We start from the raw sequence: 21,356 nt of genomic DNA, 5'->3' as shown, positions 1-21,356 counted from the left end.
CGTCGACGGGGCCGCAGAAGGCGGCTCAGTGGGTGTCTTCGGCCTCGATCTCGGTGCGGTCACCGGACCACAGAGTGTGGAAGGTGCCCTCCTTGTCGATGCGCTTGTAGGTGTGCGCGCCGAAGAAGTCGCGCTGACCCTGGATGAGCGCCGCGGGCAGACGCTCGGCGCGCAGTCCGTCGTAGTAGGCGAGCGACGACGAGAAGGCCGGAGCGGGGATGCCGGCTCCCGCCGCGGTCTGCACGATGCGGCGCCACGCGTCCTGACCGCGACCGAGGGCCTCGACGAAGTACGGCGCCGTGAGCAGCACCGGCAGGTCGGGGGTTGCGGCGTAGGCGTCGGCGATGCGGTTGAGGAACTGCGCGCGGATGATGCAGCCGCCGCGCCAGATCTTCGACACCGCCCCGAGATCGATGTTCCAGCCGTACTCGGCGGCACCGGCACGGATCTCGTCGAAGCCCTGGCTGTAGGCCACGATCTTCGAGGCGTACAGCGCCAGGCGGACCTCCTCGATGAAGGCGTCCACGTCGGCCACGTCCAGCGCGTCGGCGGGGCCGGGGAGCTCCCGCGAAACGGCGCGCTGCTCGGGGTGGCTGGAGAGGGATCGGGCGAAGGTGGCCTCGGCGATGCCGGAGACCGGGACGCCGAGGGACAGCGCGGTCTGCACGGTCCACGCCCCGGTGCCCTTGGCTCCGGCCTGGTCGAGGATGACGTCCACGAGCGGCTTCTGCGTGTCGGCGTCGACCTGACGCAGCACCTCGGCGGTGATCTCGATGAGGTACGACTCCAGCTCGCCGCGGTTCCACTCGGCGAAGACGTCGGCGATCTCGGCGGGGGTCTTGCCGGTGCCCCGGCGGATGAGATCGTAGGCCTCGGCGATCAGCTGCATGTCGGCGTACTCGATGCCGTTGTGCACCATCTTCACGAAATGGCCCGCGCCGTCGTGCCCGATGTGGGTCACGCACGGCTCGCCCTCGGCGACCGCGGCGATCGAGCGGAGGATCGGGCCGAGCGTGATCCAGGACTCGTCCGAGCCGCCGGGCATGAGGGACGGGCCGAGCAGCGCCCCCTCCTCGCCGCCGGAGACGCCCATGCCGACGAAGTTGATGCCGGTGTCGCGGACGGCCTTCTCGCGGCGGATGGTGTCGCTGAACAGGGCGTTGCCGCCGTCGACGATGATGTCGCCCGGCTCGAAGACCTCCACGAGCGCGTCGATGACGGCATCGGTGGGCCCGCCGGCCTTCACCATGATCACCGCGGTGCGGGGCCGGACGAGGCTCGCGGCGAACTCGTCGTACGAGAAGGCGGGCACGAACCCGGCCTCCGGGTGATCGCCGACGAGCTCGTCGGTCTTGGCGCGGGAGCGGTTGTAGACCGCGACGACGTTCCCCTCGCGCGAGGCGAGGTTGCGGGCGAGGTTCGATCCCATGACGGCCAGGCCCACGACGCCGATGTTCGCGCGCGCCTCGGCGGGGTGATCGGTCCCGGTCGGCTCGGGCGCGGGGCGGGGAACGTCCTCCGGCGCCGGCGCGCCCTCGTGGAGATCGGCCGAACCCGGCGCCTCGTCGTGGTCGTTGCTCGTGCTGGTGGTGTTCATACCTCTCCTCGTGCGTGCCGACCGGGCATCCGCAGCGTCTGGGGCTGCTCCCGGGACCGGTCCTAGCGTAGTGGGGTGTCCTCGGGGCTCCGGGTGCGTGTGACGGCCCGGCGGGTGAGGTCTTCGATGCGCGCCCAGTCCCCGGCGTCGATCGCGTCGGCGGGCAGCATCCAGGATCCGCCCACGGCGAGGACCGAGGGGGCCGCGAGGTACTCGCGCGCGGTCGCATCGTCGATGCCGCCGGTGGGGACGAACCCGAGGCCCGGGAACGGGGCGCTGAGGGCACGGAGCGCGGGCACCCCGCCGGATGTCGCTGCGGGGAAGAACTTCACCGCATCGACGCCGAGGGCCAGCGCCGCCTGGACCTCGGTGGCGGTCACGGCTCCGGGGAGGACCGGGATCCCGTGGTGACGGCACCGCTCGACGACGTCCGGGCTCGTTCCGGGCGAGACGATGAAGCGGGCACCGGCGTCCACGGCCGCATCGACCTGCGCGGCGCGCAGGACGGTCCCGGCGCCGACGAGGATGCCGCTCTCGCGGGCGACCGCGGCGATCGCGGCCGCGGCGGCGGGCGTCCGGAAGGTGATCTCCGCGACCGGCAGGCCTCCCGCGGCGAGGGCGCCGGCGATGCGGCGTCCTTCTTCGGCGGTGCGGGCGGTGACCACGGGGACGACGCGGTGACGGGCCAGGTCGGCGAACACGGGGGACAACATCATCTCCTTCGTCCGCGCGAGTGGTCTCGCGCGGAGAACGAAATGATCATATCATTGAGCGCGCGGCGACGATGCGCCGCCACTGCCCTCCCGACGACGGACCAGGACACCATGCTCATACTCGCTCTCGAAGCCAGCACGACGTCGGCCAAGACGATGCTGTTCGACACGGACAGCGGGGAGACCTCCGTCCGCAGCCGCCGGTTCGAAGTCGACGGTCCCGACAGCGCGGTCCGTGACGGCGACGCGATCTACACCCAGCTGATGGCATTGGGGCGGCAGGCGGCCTCCGGTCGCGCGGTGGACCTCATCGTCCTCAGCGGCACGTGGCACGGCCTGACCCTGCGAGAGTCCGATCTGTCGGCCGTCACGCCGGTGATGGAGTGGCCTTACACCGGAGCGCAGGACCTCTGCGCGCGGCTGCGCGCGGACGCCGACTTCACCTGGTGGTTCCACGAGCGCACCGGCTGCATGGTCAACGCCGTCTATCCCGCATTCAAGCTCCGTCACCTCGCCGAGACCGGGGTGGACCTCGCCGGTCGCCGGATGCTGGATCAGCCGACGCTGGTGTTCGCCCGCCTGACAGGAGAGGTGCGCATGAACGCCTCTCTGGCCTCGGGCACCGGACTGCTGAACGCCCACACCGTCGACTGGGATCCCGAGGTCATCGAGCGGCTGGGCCTCGCGGGCGTGGAGCTTCCACCGCTCTGCCACCCCGACGAGTCCCTGCCGCTGACCGCGGAGGCGGCGGTCCTCCTCGGGCTGCGGCCCGGGATCCCCGTCCTCACGCCGGGGCCGGACGGTGGCCTCAGTCAGATCGGCGATCTCGCCACCGAGCCCGGGGACATGACGTTCTCGATGGGCACGAGCGGGGCGCTGCGGTTCTCCACGCGGCATCCGTCCGTGTCGCCGACCCTCAGCACCTGGTCGTACCGCTCACCCCTCGGCGCGCTGAGCGGTGCCGCCACCTCCGGATGCGGCAACTGTGTCGACTGGGCGCGCGAGCGGCTCTTCGGGGCGTCGACGGACTACGCGGAGATCGAGCCGCAGCTCTCTCCGGACCGCGAGGACCTCCCCGTCTTCCTCCCCTTCCTCTTCGGCGAGCGGAGCCCCGGCTGGCAGGATCAGCGCCGCGGCGGGCTCGTGGAGCTGCGGCCGCAGCATTCGCGGGTCGACATGTATCAGGGGGTCCTGGAGGGCATCGTCTTCTCCCTCTACCACTGCTTCAAGGAGCTCACCGCGCTCAACGGCGCTCCGCGGCGGATCGTGCTGTCCGGCGGCGTGCTCTCGTCCCCGTTCTGGACCCGCCTGACCGTGGACGTCTTCGGCGTGCCGATGGAGGTCTCGCCGCGCCAGCACAGCTCGATCACGGGCGCGATCCGGATGGGGCTGCGCGCGGCGGGTCTCCCGCAGACGCATCCCGCCCTGGACGCCGTCGAGCCGGAGGTCCTCCGTCCCGATCCGGCGAGGCGCGCCCAGTACGACGCCGGATTCGCCCGCTACCTCGAGCAGTACACGCGGAGCCTCCCCGGCGCGGAGGATCGCGCATGAGGGTCCTCGTGACACCGACCTCCCTGAGCGCGGACCGCGACCACGCAGCCCTCGTGCCGCTGCGGGACCTCGGCGCCGAGCTGATCTTCAACGACACCGGTCGGCCGCTCACCTCGGGGGAGGTCGCCCGGGCGCTCCGGGGCGTGGACGCGGTGATCGCGGGCCTCGACGACTTCGACGCCGACGCCCTCGCGGCAGCCGACCGCCTCCGCCTCATCGCGCGCTACGGCGCGGGTGTGGACAACGTCGATCTGGACGCCGCCCGCGTCCGCGGCGTCGCGGTCACGCGCACCGCGGGCGCGAACGCCGCCGCCGTGGCCGAGATGGCGATCGCCCTCGCCTTCGCGGCGGCGCGCGGCATCCCGGTCCTCGATGCCGGGGTGCGCGCGGGGGAGTGGCCCCGCGGGCGGGGGATCGAGCTGGGCGGGCGAACGTTCGGCGTCCTGGGCTTCGGCGCGATCGGGCGGCATGTCGCCGCGCTGGCGCGCGGGCTCGGGATGCGCGTGTCGGCATGGGACCCCCTCGTCTCCGACGCGGAGATCGACTCCGCCGGGGTCCTGCCTCGCACGCTCGACGACCTCTGCGCGACCAGTGCGGTCGTGAGCGTCCACGTGCCGCTCGTCCCCGAGACGCGGCACCTGCTCGACACGGCGAGGCTCGCGCTGCTCCCGCGCGGGGCCATCGTGATCAACACCGCGCGCGGCGGAATCCTCGACGAGGCCGCCGCCCGCGACGCGCTCGATGCCGGTGCTCTGCACGCCGTCGCGGTCGACGTGTACGAGAGCGAGCCGCCGTCCGCCTCGCCCCTCGTCGGGCACCCGCGCGTCGTGTCCACGCCCCACAGCGCGGGTCACACGGTCGAGGCCGTCACCCGCATGGCCGAGGGCAGCGTGGCCGCCGTCGTGGCGCTCGCCCGGGGCGAGGAGCCGGCGGGCCTGGTCACCGTGCTCCCCGCACCTCGCTGAGGACCGCCTCGACGTAGCGACGCGTGTGCAGCTCGGCGCCGTCGGCATCGCCGCGGGCGATCGCGTCGGCGGTCGCCACGTGGTTGTGCAGTGCTTCGGAGTAGGGGATTCCGGGGGTGAGGCCCAGGTGCGAACGTCCGGCGATCACCGCCCCGATGGGGGCCTTGGTCGCGGCGAGCATGAGATTGCCGCTCGCCTCCAGGATGAGGTCGTGGAAGGCGATGTCGACGGCGAGGTACTCCTCCGACGCGCCCTCCCCGGCGTGTCCGAGCTCTTCCAGTCGCGCGGCGAGTCGCACGATCTCGGCGCGCTGCACATCGGTCGCGCGCTGAGCGCTCAACCGGGCGGCGATGGGTTCGATCGCGGCGCGCAGCTCCGTGACGACGATGAGCTGCTGATCGCGGCGCGGCCCGCGCAGCTGCCAGTCGATCAGGCGGGTGTCCAGCGCGCTCCACTCGGCCACCGGGCGCACCGTGATCCCCACGCGGCGACGGGAGGACAGCATTCCCATGGCCTCGAGCACGCGCACGGTCTCGCGGATCACCGTGCGCGAGACGCCGTACTCGGTCTCCAGGCCCGCGAGCGTGAGGACGGCACCGGGGGCGAGATCGCCGGAGGCGATGCGGACGCCGAGCGCATCGAGCACCGGTCCATGGGATGCCTGGGCCACGCCATTCCTTCCGAAAGATATGACGACATGTTGCCAAAAATACGATCTTTATGTGAGGATGCTCACTGTCGTCGCCGCGCCCTGGCGGTTCGCGCCGACACCGCTCGAATCCTAACGCGGGAGCACGGACCCTCCGGGGGCGCTCCCATTCCTCTCATCAACGGAGATCTCGATGGAAGATTGGACCCAGACCCTGGGGACCCTGCCGCTGCTCGGCATCGCGGCCGGCGCGATCGCGCTCATCCTCGTGATGATCATCGTCTTCAAGGTGCACGCCTTCCTGACGCTGATCATCGTGTCCCTGCTCACCGCGCTCGTCGCGGGCGTCCCGATCGCTGCGATCGCCACGACGCTCACGGGAGGCTTCGGTGCCACGCTCGGCACGGTGGCGCTCCTGGTCGCCCTCGGTGCGATGCTCGGCAGGCTCATCGAGCACTCGGGAGGCGCCAAGGCCCTCGCCGACAAGTTCGTCGAGGTCTTCGGCGAGAAGCGCGCGCCGTTCGCCCTCGGCATCGCCTCGCTCATCCTCGGCTTCCCGATGTTCTTCGACGCCGGCCTGGTCATGATGCTGCCGATCATCTTCGCCATCGCCCGTCGCGTGTCCAAGAACAACGTCCTGCTGTTCGGCATCCCCGCCGCCGCCGCGTTCTCGGTCATGCACGTGTTCCTTCCGCCCCACCCGGGCCCGGTCACGGCGTCGGAGCTGTACGGCGCGAATCTGGGCGTGGTCCTCCTCATCGGTCTCGTCATCGCCTTCCCCGTCTGGTACGTATCGGGTTACCTGTGGGGGAAGTTCATCGCGGCGCGCATCCCGCTTCCCGTGCCCAACCTCTTCGGTGAGCTCGACGAGGACCAGCCGACCAACCCGCCCAAGCCGCGGACGATCATCCTGCTGCTTCTGCTGCCGATGTTCCTGATCTTCCTCAACACCGGTCTCACCACCCTCGCCTCGGCGGGCTTCGTCTCGATCGACAGCACGTGGGTGCAGGTGCTCGTGCTGCTCGGCAACTCGGCCGTGGCGCTGCTCATCACCGTTCTGGTGGCGATCGTGGTCCTCGGGCGTCGCCGCGGCGAGAACGGCACCGCCCTGGAGAAGATCGTCGACTCCGCTCTCGGCCCGGTGGCCTCGGTGATCCTCATCACCGGTGCCGGCGGCATGTTCGGTGCGGTCCTGCGCGCATCCGGCATCGGTGACGCCCTCGCCGACTCCCTCGCCGACCTCGGCCTCCCGATCATCGTGGCGGCGTACATCATCGCCGTGGTCATCCGTCTGGCCCAGGGGTCCGCCACCGTCGCCCTGGTGACGGCGGCGGGTCTGGCCGCGCCGGCCGTCATCGCCGGCGACTTCAACCCCGTGCAGATCGCGGCCATCACCCTGGCCACCGCCGCCGGGTCCGTCTTCGCCGGCCACGTCAACGACTCCGGCTTCTGGCTGGTGGGCCGCCTCATGGGGATGGACGTCAAGACGACGCTGAAGACGTGGACCGTGCAGCAGGCGATCGAATCCGTCTTCGCATTCGGTCTCGTGCTGATCGTCTTCGCCCTCGGCTCGATGCTCTGACACCACACCGTCGCGTTCCTCACCCTCGACCCCGGGAGAACCCATGTCCTCGCTCTTCGATGTCTCCGACCGGCTGGCGCTGGTCACCGGATCCTCCCGGGGTCTCGGACGTTCCCTGGCGCTGGCGCTCGCCCGCGCCGGGGCCCGCGTGGTCGTCCACGGCCGGGACGCGGCCGCGGTCGAGCGGACCCGCGCCGACGCGGCGGCGCTCTCCGGCAGGGCCGCGCACGCGGTGGCGTTCGATGTGACGGATGCCGCAGCGGTCGAGCGCGGCATCGGCGCGCTGATCGAGGAGGTCGGCACGCCCGACATCCTGGTCAACAACGCCGGCGTTCAGCGGCGCGCGCCGATCCAGGACTTCGCGGTGTCGGATTGGGACGACGTGATCGCCGCGAACCTGTCGGGGGTCTTCTACGTCTCCCGCTTCGTCGCCCCGGCGATGATCGCGCGCGGTTCGGGCAAGATCGTCAACGTCGCATCGGTGCAGTCCCACCTCGCCCGTCAGACGATCGCTCCGTACTCCGCCTCCAAAGGCGGGGTGGCCCAGCTCACCAAGGGCATGGCCGCGGACCTCGCCCGCCACGGCATCCAGGTCAACGCGCTCTCACCCGGCTACTTCGCCACCGAGATGAACGCCGCCCTCGTCGAGGACGAGGCCTTCACCGCCTGGCTCACCGAGCGCACCCCCGCGCGGCGCTGGGGCGACTTCGCCGAGCTCGACGGTGCCCTTCTCTTCCTCACCTCCGACGCCTCGAGCTTCGTTTCGGGGCAGAACCTCTTCGTCGACGGCGGGATGACCGCGGTCGTCTGACCCGCGAAAGGACCCCCATGCGCGCCGCCTTCATCGACGCCCGGCAGACCCTCGTCGTCCGCGAGGTCGACACCCCCGAACCCGGCCCCGACCAGGTGCGCGTCCGCATCGACTACGTCGGCATCTGCGGATCCGATCTGCACTACTACTTCCACGGCGCCAACGGGGCCTACGTCGTCCGCGAGCCCCTGATCCCAGGTCACGAGGTGGCGGGGCGCATCGACGCGGATCCGTCCGGCGGATGGCCCGCCGGCACGCCGGTCACCATTCATCCGGCGACGTTCGGCGACCCGGCACCGGAACTCGCGGACGCCCCGCACCTGTGGGCGAACGGCGCCTATCTCGGAAGCGCATCGACCTGGCCGCACACCCAGGGGGGCCTCGCCGAGTACCTCCTGGTGGATCGTGCGATGGTCCGCGTCCTTCCCGACTCCCTGCCCGTGCGGCGCGCGGTCCTCGCCGAGCCGCTCGCGGTCGCGCTCCACGCGCTGACCCGGGCGGGGGGCGTGAAGGGCGCGCGCGTCCTGGTCACCGGCTCCGGGCCGATCGGACTCCTCGCCGTCGCCGCTGCGATCGATGCGGGTGCCGCCACGGTCACCGCGACCGATGTGCTTCCCGGGCCGCTCGCCCGAGCTGCCGCGCTGGGTGCCGATCGGGTCGTCGACGTATCGACCGAGCGGCTGGACGCCGCCGCCTACGACGTGGTCCTCGAATGCTCAGGGGTGACGGCCTCCATCACCGCCGCGCTCGGGGCGGTGCGGCCCCGTGGCGTCGTCGTGCAGGTGGGGATGGTGCCGGACGAGGCGCGTCCGGTCAACCTGTCCGCCTTCATCTCGAAGGAGGTCACCTACCTCGGGACCTTCCGCTTCGCGGATGAGATCGACGCCGCGGTGGAGCTGCTGGACCGGCGCCCGGAGATCGAGCGGGTGATCACGCACGTCATCTCCGCAGACGACGCGGTCGCCGCGTTCGACGTGGCGAAGGATTCCGAACGCTCCGGAAAAGTCGTCGTGGCGGTCTGGCCCGAGGCCGACGAGGCCGCTCCGGCTCAGTCCTTGTAGGCCGCGCCCTTCACCATCGCCCAGGTCGCTCCGAGGGTGGCCACGAGTCCCACCGCGCTGAGCGCGACGATCGACCACAGGACGAGGTGCGAGGCGAATCCGTATTCCATGAGCGTTCCTCCGGGGCTAGGGTGCGTTCTCCATGCTACCGGCGGCGCTGGTAGAGTATCCCCTTGGATCCTCGGCGAGGGAGGCCGCCCCGGAATGTCGGGCGCGGTCACCGTGATCGACGCGGGTGACGCAGGCCCTCGGCGTGCCTCACGTGTGCGAAGAGCGCCGAGAGATCCCCGCAGACCCCTGGGCCGGCCGCACGCGCGGGCCCTCGATCAAGACGGGCCACGCCCGTGAGGAGAGAACATGTCGACTGAGACCGACACCAAGGTCCACGCCGAGCTTCGCGAGAACTTCGGCAAGGGCTTCGCCCGCCGCCTCCGCGCCGCCGGCAAGATCCCCGCCGTCATCTACGGACACGGCACCGACCCCGTCCACGTCGCCCTCCCGGGCCACCAGGTGTCGCTGCTGATCCGCCGCGCGAACGCGCTGCTCGAGCTGGACGTCAACGGCACCCAGCACCTCACCCTGGTGAAGGACGTGCAGAAGGACCCGGTCCACCAGATCATCGAGCACATCGATCTTCTCGTGGTCAAGAAGGGCGAGAAGGTCCAGGTCGACGTCCCGGTCGTCGTCGTCGGCGAGCCCTTCCCGGGCACCATCGCCAACCTCGACGCCGCGACGATCGCGCTCGAGGTCGAGGCCACCCACATCCCGCAGAACGTCGAGGTCGACGTCGAGGGGCTCGAGGACGGCACGCACATCACCGCCGCCGACCTGACTCTTCCGAAGGGCGCGAGCCTCGCCGTCGACGGCGAGACCCTGATCGTCGCCGTGTCGGTCCCGGTGGACACCCTCGCCGCCGAAGAGGAGATCGCCGAGGCGGATGCCGAGGTCGCGGCCGAGCAGGCCGAAGAGGCCGAGGCCGAGAGCGCGTCCGAGTAACGACATCGCAGCACGCGTCGACCCGCCCGACATCGTCGCGGCGGGTCGACGCGTCAGGGGGGCGTGATGGCAGAGACCTGGTTGATCATCGGACTGGGCAACCCCGGTGCGCGGTACGAGGCGACCCGGCACAACATCGGCCAGATGGTGCTGGACGAGCTCGCCGCCCGGCGCGGCGTCGCGTTCCGCACGCACAAGGCGGGAGCCCGCGTCGCGGAGACCTGGGTGCGGCCGGGCGCGGCCAAACTCGTCCTCGGCAAGCCGAACAGCTTCATGAACGTCTCCGGTGGTCCGGTGGCCGGCCTCGCCCGCTTCTACGGCGTGGACCCCGGCCGCACGATCGTCGTCCATGACGAGCTCGACATCCCGTTCGACACCCTCAAGCTCAAGACCGGCGGAGGGCACGGCGGCCACAACGGGGTCCGCGACGTCGCGAAAGCGCTCGGCAGTCCCGATTTCGTCCGTGTGCGGGTCGGGATCGGGAGGCCGCCCGGCCGCCAGGACCCCGCCGACTGGGTCCTGGATCCGTTCTCCGCCGCCGAGCGCGTGAACCTGCCGCTGCACATCTCCGAAGCCGCGGACGCGGTGGAGGACGTCGTCGATTCCGGTCTCGTGGCCGCGCAGCAGAAGCACCACGCGCCGCGCGCCTGACGGATGTGACGCCGCGGGCCGATCAGCCCGTCAGGCCTGTGCCCGCCGCCAGTCCCGCGGTCAGAAGACCCTGCACCACGAGGCCGAAGACCACCGGACCGAGGCAGGCGATGACGACGGCGGCGATGCCGAAGCCGCGTCCGCGCCGCTGCACGATGGCGATGATCCCCTGCACGAGCGCCCAGATCCCGAGGGCCGTGCCGGTCCAGAAGGCGATCTCCGCCCAGAGCACGTCGCCGCGCACCGGGGTGAGGAACGACCAGTCGAAGGTGCCGAGCATGGCATCCTCGAACAGGCGGCGACCGGCCCCGACGCCCACGCGATACGCGGCGACGGCCGCCACGACCGAGGTGCCGACCGCGGCGACGAGGGAGAGCACGAAGGCGATGACGCCGAGGGCTCCGGAGGCCGCGGACGCCGGTCCGGCGGCCGCAGGCCCGACGGGTGCGCCGTCGACCGGGCGCAGCGGGTTGCCGTAGGGGGCGACCGGCGCCGGAGCGAGTGCGTATCCGGACGGGGGAGCGTACCGTCCGCCACCGGAGGCGGCGGACGGGGGCGTCGTGCCGGGCGGGGGAGAGGGGATCTGGTCGCTCACGGCTCTCATCCTAGGCGTGGCCCCGTAGACTTCTCCGGTGACAGTTCCCGGGATCCTCCGCGCCCTCGAACAGGCCGAATCGTTCCGGGACGCCGTCGCGGCGGCATCCGTCGACGCCGACTTCTCCCTCGTCGAAGGGCTGGACGCCCCGCTCGTCGCGGCTCTCCTCGAGCGCCGACGCGCAGCGGGACATCCGCCCGTCGTCCTCGTCGTCGCACCGACCGGACGCCGTGCGGAATCGTTCGGTCCGGCGCTGCGCTCGCTCGTGCCCGGAGCGGAGATCCTGCACTTCCCCGCGTGGGAGACCCTCCCGCACGAGCGGCTGAGCCCGAGCGCCGAGATCGTCGGCCGCCGGCTGGAGGCGCTCGGCCGGATCGCAGACTGGTCCGGGTCGACGCCGCTGGTGATCACCGCGTCCGTCCGGGCGGCCGTCCAGCCGCTGGCCGCCGGACTCACCGACACGCGACCGATCGTGCTGACCGCCGGAAGCCGTTCGCACGATCTCGCGGACGTCGCCCGGGAGCTCGTGACCCTGGCCTACCACCGCGTCGACATGGTGTCCCGCCGGGGTGAGTTCGCGGTCCGCGGCGGTATCCTCGATGTCTTCCCGCCGACGGCGGCGCACCCCTTCCGCGTGGAGTTCTTCGGCGACGAGGTCGAGCAGATCCGCGCGTTCTCCGTCGCCGACCAGCGCTCACTGCCCGGCGAGGTCGACGAGATCGCCCTCATCGCCAGTCGTGAGCTGCTGCTGACCGAGGCGGTGCGCGAGCGCGCGGCCGGCCTCACCGAGTCGTTCCCGGGGCTGCGGTCGATGCTGGAGAAGATGTCCGAGGGCATCCCGGTGGAGGGTATGGAATCGCTCCTGCCCGCCGTCGCGGACCGTCTGGTGAGCCTGGCGGACTACCTGCCCGAGCGCGCGGCGATCGTCCTCGTCGAGCCGGAGCGCGCCATCACACGGGCGATCACGCTGAGCGAGACGAACCGCGAGTTCCTCGACGCGGCGTGGAGCGCGGCGACGGCCGGCGCTCAGACGCCGGTCGACCTCGGAGCGGGGGACTTCCTCTCGCTCCCGGCTCTGCGCGCCGCCGCGGCGGACCGCGGGGACGTGTGGTGGACCCTCAGCACCTTCGACTCGGGAGCGGCGGACGCCCTCGCCGAGGGCCTCATCGACATCGACGTCGCGCTGGAGCGATCGGCGACCATCCGCGTGCCGGGCGCTCCCGTGCCCTCCTTCCACGGCCACGTCGAGGGAGCGACGGACCACGTCGCCGGACTCCTCGCCGACGGATGGCGGGTCGTCGTGGCCGCGTCCGGGGCGGGGCTCGTCGAGCGCGCCCGCGACGTCCTCGCCGACCGCGGCACGGCGGCGCGGGTGGTGGCCGAACTCACCGGGCTTCCCGAGGCGGGCGTCGTCCACGCGGTCGTGACCGAGCTGGAGCGCGGTTTCGAGATCGCCGACGCGCGCCTCGCGGTCCTCACGGAGTCGGAGTTCTACGGCCGGACCATCGGCGGCGACCAGCGGGTGGTGAAGAAGCTCGCGTCACGACGGAAGAACGTCGTCGACCCGCTGCAGCTGAAGCCCGGGGACATCGTCGTGCACGCCACCCACGGCATCGGACGCTTCATCGAGCTCACGCAGCGGGAGGTCTCCTCCGGCGGCCGCAACGCAGTGAAGACCATGCGCGAATACCTCGTCCTCGAGTACGCGCCGTCCAAACGCGGCTATCCCGGGGATCGCCTCTTCGTCCCGACCGACCAGCTGGACCTCCTGTCGCGCTACGTCGGCGGTGAAGCGCCGACGCTGTCCAAGATGGGCGGCAGCGATTGGGCCGCAGCGAAGGGCAAGGCGCGCCGAGCCGTCCGCGACATCGCGGTCGAGCTGGTGAAGCTCTACTCGGCGCGGATGTCGGCCAGGGGGCACGCCTTCGGACCCGACACGCCCTGGCAGCGGGAGCTCGAGGAGGCCTTCCCGTTCGCGGAGACCCCCGACCAGCTGCAGACGATCGATGAGATCAAGGCCGACATGGAGAAGCCCGTCCCGATGGACCGGCTGCTCTCCGGCGACGTGGGCTTCGGCAAGACGGAGGTCGCCGTCCGGGCGGCGTTCAAAGCCATCCAGGACGGCAAACAGGTCGCGATGCTCGTCCCGACGACGCTTCTGGTGAAGCAGCACACCGAGACCTTCACGGAGCGCTTCGCCGGCTTCCCGGTCAAGGTCCGCGCGCTCTCGCGCTTCCAGACCGACACGCAGGCGAAGGAGATCGTCGCGGGCCTCGCCGACGGAACCATCGACATGGTCATCGGCACGCATCGGATCCTCACCGAGCGGGTCGTCTTCAAGGACCTGGGGCTCATGATCATCGACGAGGAGCAGCGGTTCGGCGTCGAGCACAAGGACGCCCTGAAGAAGCTGAAGACGAACGTCGACATCCTCGCCATGAGCGCGACGCCCATCCCGAGGACGCTCGAGATGGCCGTGACCGGCATCCGCGAGATGTCGACGCTCGCGACGCCGCCGGAGGACCGGCATCCGATCCTGTCCTATGTCGGCGCGCGCAACGACAAGCAGATCGCCGCGGCGATCCGCCGCGAACTCCTCCGTGAGGGCCAGGTCTTCTACGTGCACAATCGTGTGCAGTCGATCCAGCGGGTCGCCGCCGATCTCGCCGAGCTCGTGCCCGAGGCGCGGATCGCGGTCGCACACGGGCAGATGGGCGAACACCAGCTCGAGCAGGTGGTGGACGACTTCTGGGAGCGCAAGGCCGACGTCCTGGTCTCGACCACCATCATCGAGACGGGTCTGGACATCGCCAACGCGAACACGATCATCATCGACCGCGCCGACAAGTACGGGCTCAGTCAGCTCCACCAGCTGCGCGGCCGCGTCGGGCGGGCGCGTGAACGCGCGTACGCGTACTTCCTGTACGACGATCAGAAGCCGCTGTCCGAGACGGCTGCCGACCGGCTGGAGACGATCGCGGTCAACAACGACCTCGGGTCCGGAATGCAGGTCGCGCTGAAGGACCTGGAGATCCGCGGTGCGGGCAACCTCCTCGGCGCCGAGCAGGCCGGCCACATCGCCGGCGTCGGCTTCGACCTCTACCTGCGCATGATCGGCGAGGCGGTGGCGACCTTCCGCGGCGAGGAGACCGAGGGGCCGACGGAGCTCCGCCTGGAGCTGCCGGTGGAGGCGCGGATCCCCGACTCATACATCGACAGCGAGCGTCTGCGGCTCGAGGCGTACCAGAAGCTCTCCGCCGCGGCATCCGCCACCGCGAAAGAGGGCGCGATCGCCCTGGTGCGCGAGGAGCTCGCCGACCGCTACGGCACCCCGCCGGAGGAGGTCGAGGGTCTCTTCGCGATCGCACACCTGCGTCGGCGCGCCGCACGCGCCCAGCTCGCCGATGTCGTGGCCATGGGCCCGAACCTGCGCATCGCCCCGGCGAACCTCCCGGATTCGATGCGGGTGCGCTTGCAGCGTCTGTACCCCAAGGCCAAGCTGCTCGCCGGCGGCGACGCGCTGGTCGTCCCCCTTCCGACGGCCGACGGCGCGATCCTCACCGATGCGGCGCTCGTGGCCTGGGTCGCCCAGCTCCTGGATCAGCTGTGGCCCGAGGCGGAGCCGGCCGCGGGGTAGGCGTACGCTGGCGGGGAACGAGGAGGGACGATGCAGTTCGCACACCTCGGGGCCGAGCCCCGCATCCATCCCGACGCGGTCGTGGCGCCGTCGGCCGTGATCAGCGGCGACGTCGTGATCGGGCCGGACTGCCAGATCCTGCACGGCGCGGTGATCACGGCGGAGGGGGGAGCGCTCACTCTCGGCTCCCATGTCATCGTGATGGAGAACGCGCTCGTCCGCTCGACGGCGACCAACCCGGTGCACATCGGAGACCACGTCCTCGTCGGGCCGCTCGCGAGCGTCTCCGGGGCGACGATCGAGGACGAGGTCTTCCTCGCCACCGGCACGCGCGTGTTCAACGGCGCCCGCGTCGGCGCGCGCAGCGAGGTGCGCATCGGCGGCGTCGTCCACCTCCGGACGAGTCTTCCGCCCGACACGGTCGTTCCGATCGGCTGGGTCGCCGTGGGCGAGCCGCTGCGGATCCTCCCCGCCGAACGCCACGAGGAGATCGAGGCGGCCCAGCGGGAGCTCGACTTCCCCGGCTACGTCTTCGGCCTGGACCGGCAGACACCGGATCTCATGGTCCAGCTGACCGAGCGGTACGGGCGGAGCCTCGCCCGCCACGCCGAGGATCGCCCGGTCGACTGAACCGTGCGACCGGTCAGCCGGTGTTCTGCAGACCCGCCGCGACTCCCGAGACCGACAGCAGCAGCAGGCGCTGCTGCTCCGGATCCACCGGGGCCCCCTCGTCGGCGGCGCGGAGTGCGCGCAGGGCGCGCAGCTGCAGCAGCGACAGGGCGTCGACGTAGGGGCTGCGCATCTTGACGGCGCGCTGGAGGACGGGCTTGCCCGCGAGCAGCTCCGTCCCGCCGGTCACACGGATCACCCAGTCCCGCGTGAGCGCCATCTCCGCGCGCACGAGGTCCGCGAGGTCGTCGCGGTCTCCGAGGTCCAGGTACTGCCGCGCGATGCGGTCGTCGGTCTTGGCCAGGCTCATCGCGACGTTGTCGACCATGGTGCGGAACAGCGGCCACTCGGCGTAGGCGCGCTGCAGGATCGTCTCGTCTCCCACCGCGTCGAGGGCCGAGCCCAGGCCGAACCAGCCGGCCAGGTTGATCCGCGCCTGCGTCCACGCGAAGACCCACGGGATCGCCCGGAGGTCTGCGAGCGACTCGACCGACAGGCCGCGTCGGGCCGGGCGCGAGCCGAGCGCGAGGAGACCGATCTCCTCCATGGGCGTCACCCGCGCGAACCACGGGGCGAAGCCCGGAGCCTTGACGAGGGAGAAGAACCGGTCGCGCGAGGCGACGTCCATGGTCGCGGCGACGTCGGCGTACTTCTCCGCCGCGGCACGATTGCGCTCCTCGTTCGACGGTGCGGAGGCGGTCAGGATCGCCGCGGCGACCTGATCGATGTGGCGCATCGCGATGGCCGGGTCGCCGTACCGGGCGAAGATGACCTCGCCCTGCTCCGTGAGCTTGAAACGCCCGTCCACGGAGTGCGGGGGCTGCGCGAGGATCGCGGAGTTGGCGGGTCCGCCGCCCCGGCCCAGAGCACCGCCGCGGCCGTGGAAGAGCGTCAGTTCGATGCGGCTCTCGCGGGCCCACGCCGAGATCGCGGCCTGCGCCTGGTAGAGCGCGAGGTTGGCGGCGACGGGGCCGACGTCCTTCGAGGAGTCCGAGTAGCCGAGCATGACCTCCAGGCGCCGGCCCGTCGCGTCCAGACGCGAAGCGAACTCCGGATGCTCGACGATCTCGGCGAGGATCCCCGGAGCCGCCTGGAGGTCGGCGAACGTCTCGAACAGGGGGATGACATCGAGAACGGGGGGCGTCCCCTCCGGTCCCACGGCATGCCGCGCGAGGCGGTAGACGTTCGCCAGGTCCTCGGCGGACTGGGTGAAGGACACGATGTACCGTCCGGCCGCGCGGGGCCCGTAGCGCTCCTGCAGGAAGGCCACCGACCGGAAGACGTCGAGCACCTCGTCGGTGATCTCGCTGCGCTCGCCCCCGGCCTCGAGCTCGGCGAGCACGCGCGCGTGCACGGCGGAGTGCTGGCGCACCTCCAGCTCGGCCAGGTGGAAGCCGTAGGTCTCGACCTGCCACAGGAGCTGCTGGAGGTGGCCGTAGGCCTGTCGGGCTGCGCCCGCCTCCACCAGCGAGTCCTGCACAACTCGGAGATCGGCGACGAGGTGCTCCGGATCGCGGTAGGCGAGATCGGCGTCGCGAGCCCGCGTGGCGGCGAGCTTGCGCGCGATCAGGAGCAGGATGCGGCGGTAGGGCTCATTCGGCGAGCGCTGAGCGATCTCGCTCGCGGCTTCCTCATCCGCCGCGGCGAGCCGCCGTCCGAGCGCGAGCAGGGCGTCGCTCGGGGGCGTGGAGGCGGCGTCCAGGGTGAGGCCCCGCCCGATCCGCTCGGCGGTGCGCTCGAGGCCGATCAGGACGTGCTCGCTGGCGATCTTCGCGGCCTTACGCGTGACCGACGCCGTCACAAACGGGTTGCCGTCGCGATCCCCGCCCACCCAGGACCCGATGCGGACGAAGGGCTTCACGACGGGCGCACGGTTCCCCGCGCCGGGGCCCTGCAGCGCGTCGTCGACGCGCCGATAGACGTGCGGCACGGCGGTGTAGAGCGTCTCGTCGAAGACCGCCATCACGGCGCGCACCTCGTCCGTCGGCGACGGCTTCTCCGGACGGAGCGGCGCGGTGCGCCACAGCGTGTCGACCTCTTCGAGCATGCGACGCTCGGCGCGGCGCTCGTCCGCGCCGTTGCGCCGCGAGGTCTCGTGCTCGTCCAGCAGGGTCGCCAGGCGCCGGATGCTGGAGGACACCGCGCGGCGGCGGGCCTCGGTCGGGTGCGCGGTGAACACGGGGTGGAAGCGCAGGGCCTGGAGCCGCTCCAGCGCCGTCTCATCCCCGACCTCCGCGGACAGGCGGACGAAGGCGGCCGCGACCGAGTCGGACGCGTTCTCGCGTTCGGGGCGGCCGTCGCGCTCGCGCAGGACGCGCACCCGCTGGTGCTCCTCGGCGAGGTTGACCAGGTGGAAGTAGCAGGTGAACGCCCGCGCCACCTCGTCCGCACGCGCGACACTGAACGAATCCGCGATCGCCGCGGCGCGGGCGAACGCCTCCGGGGTCTCGTCGGTATAGGCCTGGATGGTCGCCGCCCGCAGACGCTCGACGTCTTCGAACAGTCCGGGGGAGCCGCTCTCGCGCAGCACCTTGCCCAGGAGCGACCCCAGCATCCGCACGTCGGCGCGCATGCGTTCGGGTGTCTCCTGACCGGCTTCGAAGCGCCCCACGAGATCGATCGCCTCGGTATTGGTCAGTTCACGCATGGGTTCCACGCTAGCGCCGCCGCGTTACGCGTTCGTCACGACGGGCGCTGTGTGACGACGGGGCTACACTCGCACTCGATGTCGCTCCTGCGTTCGGCGCGTTTCCCCGCCGTCATGCTGCTGTCCGCAGCCCTTCTCGGTCTGATCGTGGCGAATTCGCCGATCGGAACCGCGGTCGATGCCGCGAAGCACACCACCCTCGGCATCCCCGGCGTCTTCGAGATGTCGCTCGGCCACTGGGTGCAGGACGGACTCCTGGCGGTCTTCTTCTTCGTCGTCGCCGTCGAGCTGCAGTTCGAGCTCACGGCCGGGGAGCTGAACTCCGCGCGCAAGGCGCTGCAGCCGGCGATCGCCGCGGCGGGCGGGGTCGTGACCCCGATCGCGGTGTTCCTGTTCGTCGCCGGATCCTCGGACGCGTCCGGCGGCTGGCCGATCCCGACGGCGACCGACATCGCCTTCGCCCTGGGCGTGCTCGCGGTGTTCGGACGCGGACTCCCCTCCGGCATCCGCATCTTCCTCCTCGCGCTGGCGATCCTCGACGACATCGTGGGCATCGTCTTCATCGCCGTGCTCTTCACCACGGACCTCAACCTGGGGCTCCTCGCCCTCGGGGCGCTCGCGGTGGTCGTCTTCGGCGTGCTCAGTCGGCGGCTGGACTCCCCGGCGCGCCCGTTCCTCATCGGAGTGCTCGTGGCTCTCGGCATCGTGACCTGGGTGCTGACCTACCTCTCCGGTGTGCACGCGACTCTGGCCGGTGTCGCCCTCGGCCTTGCGATGGCCCAGCAGCCGGCGCTGCGCGCACGGCATGCGCTCGAACCGTGGGTGAACGGGATCATCCTGCCGCTGTTTGCCTTCTCGGCGGCGCTCGTGGTGATCCCGCAGGTGTCGCCGACGCAGCTGTCGCCCGCGTTCTGGGGGATTCTCCTGGCGCTCCCGGTGGGCAAACTCCTCGGGATCAGCGTCGCCGGCTGGCTGTCGCTGCGTGTCGGGAACCGCGGCGTCGCGCCGCACCTGTCGTTCGCCGATCTGCTGGCAGCCGGGGCTCTCGGCGGGATCGGCTTCACGGTGTCGCTGCTGCTGTCGGAGCTGGCCTTCGCGGACGAGCCGCTTCTCCGCGACGAGGCGACGCTCGGGGTCCTCGGCGGGTCCCTGATCTCCCTGTGCCTCGCGGGGGTCCTGGTCTCCCTCCGCGCCCGGCACCACCGCCGCCGATCCATCGAGGTGCCCGCGTGACAGAGCCGACGGATGCCGTGCGCGACGCGGTGGAGACGATGCGCCTCGTGCGGGAGCGGTGCGCGTGGAGTCGCCGGATCACCCACCGCGACCTCGTCCCGTACCTCATCGAGGAGAGCGCGGAGTTCATCGACGCGATCGAGGCGGGCGATGTCGCGGACATGCGCGAGGAGCTCGGCGACCTGCTGTGGCAGGTGCTCTTCCACGCCGAGATCGCCGCGGGCGAGCAGGGCGAGGCGTTCGACATCGACGACGTCGCGCGCGGACTGTCGGAGAAGATGATCCGGCGGCATCCGCACGTCTTCGCCGACGCGGTCGCGACGACGCCCGAGGAGGTCCTCGTGCACTGGAACGCCGCCAAGGCGGCGGAGAAGCGCGCACGCACGAGCGTCCTGGACGGGGTCAGCGAGCGGATGCCGTCCCTCGCGCTCGCGCAGAAGCTCCTCGGCAAGGCGGAGGCGGTGCCCGGCACTGCGGTGCCCGCGCGGACCGCGGAGCCTCCCGCGACCGAGGAGGAACTGGGGGAGGCCCTGCTCGCCCTGGTCGCCGTCGCCCGTGCCGAGGGGTGGGACGCGGAGCGGGCGCTGCGCACCCGGCTGCGATCGCTCACGGACGACATCCGCTCACGCGAAGGGCGACCGGGCGCGATCTGACGCGCGGACCGGCCCGCACCTGGAAAGATGGTCCGGTGCCCTCCGTGAACGCCCCGCGCGGCATGCGCGACTTCCTCCCCGCTGACAAGGCCCGGCGCGAGCGCGTGCTCGCCACGATCCGCGATCGGTACCGCGCGCACGGGTTCGACGAGATCGAGACCCCCGTCATGGAGGAGTACGCGCGCCTGCACGCGGGGATCGGCGGCGACAACGAGAAGCTCGCCTACAACGTCCTGCGCCGCGGTCTCGACGCCGACGCGGTGCGCGCCGCGGCCGAGGACCCGGCGTCCCTCACCGATCTGGGGCTCCGCTACGACCTGACCGTGCCGCTGGCTCGTTTCTACGCCACGCATCGCGGCGCGCTGCCGACCGTGTTCCGGGCCGTGCAGATCGCCCCCGTCTGGCGGGCCGAGCGTCCGCAGAAGGGGCGCTACCGCCAGTTCGTCCAATGCGACATCGACATCATCGGTGACCCTTCGGCGCGGGCCGAGGCGGAACTCGCGGTGGCGACCCTGGACACCCTCGACGCGCTCGGGCTCGCGGGGGCGACGATCCGCATCAACGACCGACGGATCCTCGACGCCATGCTCGCGGGATTCGGCTTCACCGAGGCGGAACGTCCCGGCGTCCTCATCACGATCGACAAACTCGACAAGATCGGGGCCGACGGCGTCGAGCGGGAGCTGCGCGAGCGCGGGGCGGGCAGCGACGCGGTGGCGGCCTTCGCCGCCTTCCTCGCCCGCCCGGCGGTGGACGAGGATCCCTCGTTCGGGCCGGGGGCCATCCGCGCGGCGCTCCCCGACGGCATCGACGGGGAGGTCATCGCGCACCTCGCCGGCATCGGCGATGCGGTCGCGGCCGCCCGGGGGACCGCGACCGCGCCCCTGGTCTTCGACCCGTTCCTCGTCCGCGGGATGGGCTACTACACCGGCACGATCTTCGAGCTGGCGCACCCCGCCGTGCCCTACTCCCTCGGCGGCGGAGGTCGGTACGACGGGATGATCGGTCGCTTCCTCGGGCAGGACGTCCCGGCCGTGGGGTTCTCGATCGGGTTCGAGCGGATCGTGGACCTGCTCGAGGGACTGACCGAGGATGATGCGCCCGCGGTCGTGCTGATCCACGACAGGGACGTCCCCCTCGCCCGCCTGCTGGCCGCCAAGACGAGACTGCTCGAGGAGGGGGCGCGCGTGCGGGTGGAACAGCGCCCGAAGAACCTCAAGGCCCTCCTGGAACGCGCAGCGGGCGACGGCTACCGCTCCTTCGTCACCCTCTCGACGGACGGGGACCTCGAGGCGCTCGAGCAGCGGCCGTTGAGCTGAGCTCGGCCGGCCCGAAGACGTCCGGTC

At 71.6% G+C, this 21,356-nt stretch carries 18 protein-coding genes; 12 read left to right on the top strand and 6 right to left on the bottom strand.

The window, feature by feature from the left end:
* Positions 1-25: 25 nt before the first annotated feature.
* Both gndA and eda read right to left on the bottom strand, forming a co-directional pair.
* Positions 26-1,597 carry an NADP-dependent phosphogluconate dehydrogenase gene (gene gndA / locus ABXJ56_RS00565; protein ID WP_353997808.1) on the bottom strand — a complete coding sequence of 524 codons (1,572 nt, stop codon included), beginning with the start codon at positions 1,595-1,597 and terminating at the stop codon, positions 26-28.
* Positions 1,598-1,659: 62 nt separating this feature from the next.
* On the bottom strand, positions 1,660-2,313 hold the full coding sequence (gene eda / locus ABXJ56_RS00560) for a bifunctional 4-hydroxy-2-oxoglutarate aldolase/2-dehydro-3-deoxy-phosphogluconate aldolase (RefSeq protein ID WP_353997807.1): 654 nt from the start codon (positions 2,311-2,313) through the stop codon (positions 1,660-1,662).
* Between the two features lie 108 nt (positions 2,314-2,421).
* Between eda and ABXJ56_RS00555 the strand changes: the two genes are divergently transcribed.
* Together ABXJ56_RS00555 and ABXJ56_RS00550 are read left to right on the top strand one after the other, a co-directional pair.
* Entirely contained in the window at positions 2,422-3,861 is a 1,440-nt protein-coding gene (locus ABXJ56_RS00555) for a gluconokinase (protein ID WP_353997806.1), read from the top strand.
* Positions 3,858-4,826, top strand: coding sequence for an NAD(P)-dependent oxidoreductase (locus ABXJ56_RS00550; RefSeq protein ID WP_353997805.1), 969 nt, complete (start codon positions 3,858-3,860; stop codon positions 4,824-4,826). The genes ABXJ56_RS00555 and ABXJ56_RS00550 overlap by 4 nt, the downstream gene beginning before the upstream one ends.
* On the opposite strand, the gene ABXJ56_RS00545 is transcribed toward ABXJ56_RS00550, so the two are convergent.
* Positions 4,801-5,496 (bottom strand): FadR/GntR family transcriptional regulator, encoded by a 696-nt coding sequence (locus tag ABXJ56_RS00545; RefSeq protein ID WP_353997804.1) that lies wholly within the window; start codon positions 5,494-5,496, stop codon positions 4,801-4,803. The two genes, ABXJ56_RS00550 and ABXJ56_RS00545, sit on opposite strands and share 26 nt — an antisense overlap.
* Positions 5,497-5,668: 172 nt before the next feature.
* On the opposite strand from ABXJ56_RS00545, the gene ABXJ56_RS00540 reads away from it, so the two are divergent.
* Genes ABXJ56_RS00540 through ABXJ56_RS00530 form a run of 3 tightly spaced genes read left to right on the top strand, consistent with a single transcriptional unit; the run spans position 5,669 to position 8,929 of the window.
* Positions 5,669-7,057 (top strand): GntP family permease, encoded by a 1,389-nt coding sequence (locus ABXJ56_RS00540; RefSeq protein WP_353997803.1) that lies wholly within the window; start codon positions 5,669-5,671, stop codon positions 7,055-7,057.
* Positions 7,058-7,100: 43 nt separating this feature from the next.
* Positions 7,101-7,868, top strand: coding sequence for an SDR family oxidoreductase (locus ABXJ56_RS00535; protein ID WP_353997802.1), 768 nt, complete (start codon positions 7,101-7,103; stop codon positions 7,866-7,868).
* A 17-nt stretch (positions 7,869-7,885) separates the two neighbouring features.
* A complete protein-coding gene (locus tag ABXJ56_RS00530) occupies positions 7,886-8,929 on the top strand; it encodes an L-idonate 5-dehydrogenase (protein ID WP_353997801.1) in 1,044 nt (347 codons plus the stop codon).
* Here ABXJ56_RS00530 and ABXJ56_RS00525 read toward each other — a convergent pair.
* Positions 8,917-9,039: a hypothetical protein gene (locus ABXJ56_RS00525; RefSeq protein WP_353997800.1), complete on the bottom strand. Its 123-nt coding sequence runs from the start codon at positions 9,037-9,039 to the stop codon at positions 8,917-8,919. The two genes, ABXJ56_RS00530 and ABXJ56_RS00525, sit on opposite strands and share 13 nt — an antisense overlap.
* A gap of 247 nt (positions 9,040-9,286) precedes the next feature.
* Here ABXJ56_RS00525 and ABXJ56_RS00520 point away from each other — a divergent pair, with 247 nt between their 5' ends.
* The gene (locus tag ABXJ56_RS00520; RefSeq protein ID WP_353997799.1) at positions 9,287-9,925 is read left to right on the top strand and encodes a 50S ribosomal protein L25/general stress protein Ctc; all 639 of its coding nucleotides are present in this window, start codon (positions 9,287-9,289) and stop codon (positions 9,923-9,925) included.
* Between the two features lie 66 nt (positions 9,926-9,991).
* The gene (gene pth / locus ABXJ56_RS00515) at positions 9,992-10,576 is read left to right on the top strand and encodes an aminoacyl-tRNA hydrolase (protein ID WP_353997798.1); all 585 of its coding nucleotides are present in this window, start codon (positions 9,992-9,994) and stop codon (positions 10,574-10,576) included.
* Between the two features lie 22 nt (positions 10,577-10,598).
* Here pth and ABXJ56_RS00510 read toward each other — a convergent pair whose 3' ends face one another.
* Complete coding sequence (locus tag ABXJ56_RS00510; protein ID WP_353997797.1) at positions 10,599-11,171, bottom strand: hypothetical protein; 573 nt, start codon at positions 11,169-11,171, stop codon at positions 10,599-10,601.
* 37 nt (positions 11,172-11,208) lie between these two features.
* Between ABXJ56_RS00510 and mfd the strand changes: the two genes are divergently transcribed.
* Together mfd and ABXJ56_RS00500 are read left to right on the top strand one after the other, a co-directional pair.
* Positions 11,209-14,808: a transcription-repair coupling factor gene (gene mfd, locus ABXJ56_RS00505; protein WP_353997796.1), complete on the top strand. Its 3,600-nt coding sequence runs from the start codon at positions 11,209-11,211 to the stop codon at positions 14,806-14,808.
* 30 nt (positions 14,809-14,838) lie between these two features.
* Positions 14,839-15,438, top strand: coding sequence for a gamma carbonic anhydrase family protein (locus ABXJ56_RS00500; RefSeq protein ID WP_353997795.1), 600 nt, complete (start codon positions 14,839-14,841; stop codon positions 15,436-15,438).
* Positions 15,439-15,451: 13 nt separating this feature from the next.
* On the opposite strand, the gene ABXJ56_RS00495 is transcribed toward ABXJ56_RS00500, so the two are convergent.
* On the bottom strand, positions 15,452-18,124 hold the full coding sequence (locus tag ABXJ56_RS00495) for a phosphoenolpyruvate carboxylase (protein ID WP_353997794.1): 2,673 nt from the start codon (positions 18,122-18,124) through the stop codon (positions 15,452-15,454).
* A gap of 78 nt (positions 18,125-18,202) precedes the next feature.
* Here ABXJ56_RS00495 and ABXJ56_RS00490 point away from each other — a divergent pair, with 78 nt between their 5' ends.
* From ABXJ56_RS00490 to hisS, 3 genes are all read left to right on the top strand, one after another.
* The gene (locus ABXJ56_RS00490; protein ID WP_353997793.1) at positions 18,203-19,357 is read left to right on the top strand and encodes a Na+/H+ antiporter NhaA; all 1,155 of its coding nucleotides are present in this window, start codon (positions 18,203-18,205) and stop codon (positions 19,355-19,357) included.
* Positions 19,358-19,395: 38 nt separating this feature from the next.
* Entirely contained in the window at positions 19,396-20,010 is a 615-nt protein-coding gene (locus tag ABXJ56_RS00485; RefSeq protein WP_353999933.1) for a MazG family protein, read from the top strand.
* 62 nt (positions 20,011-20,072) lie between these two features.
* Complete coding sequence (gene hisS / locus ABXJ56_RS00480) at positions 20,073-21,329, top strand: histidine--tRNA ligase (RefSeq protein WP_353999932.1); 1,257 nt, start codon at positions 20,073-20,075, stop codon at positions 21,327-21,329.
* Positions 21,330-21,356: the final 27 nt, after the last annotated feature.

Origin of the sequence: Microbacterium aurantiacum (assembly GCF_040532595.1) — a bacterium.
In the GTDB taxonomy this organism is placed as follows: Bacteria; Actinomycetota; Actinomycetes; order Actinomycetales; family Microbacteriaceae; genus Microbacterium; species Microbacterium chocolatum_B.
This window is presented reverse-complemented; position numbering and strand designations above follow the sequence as displayed.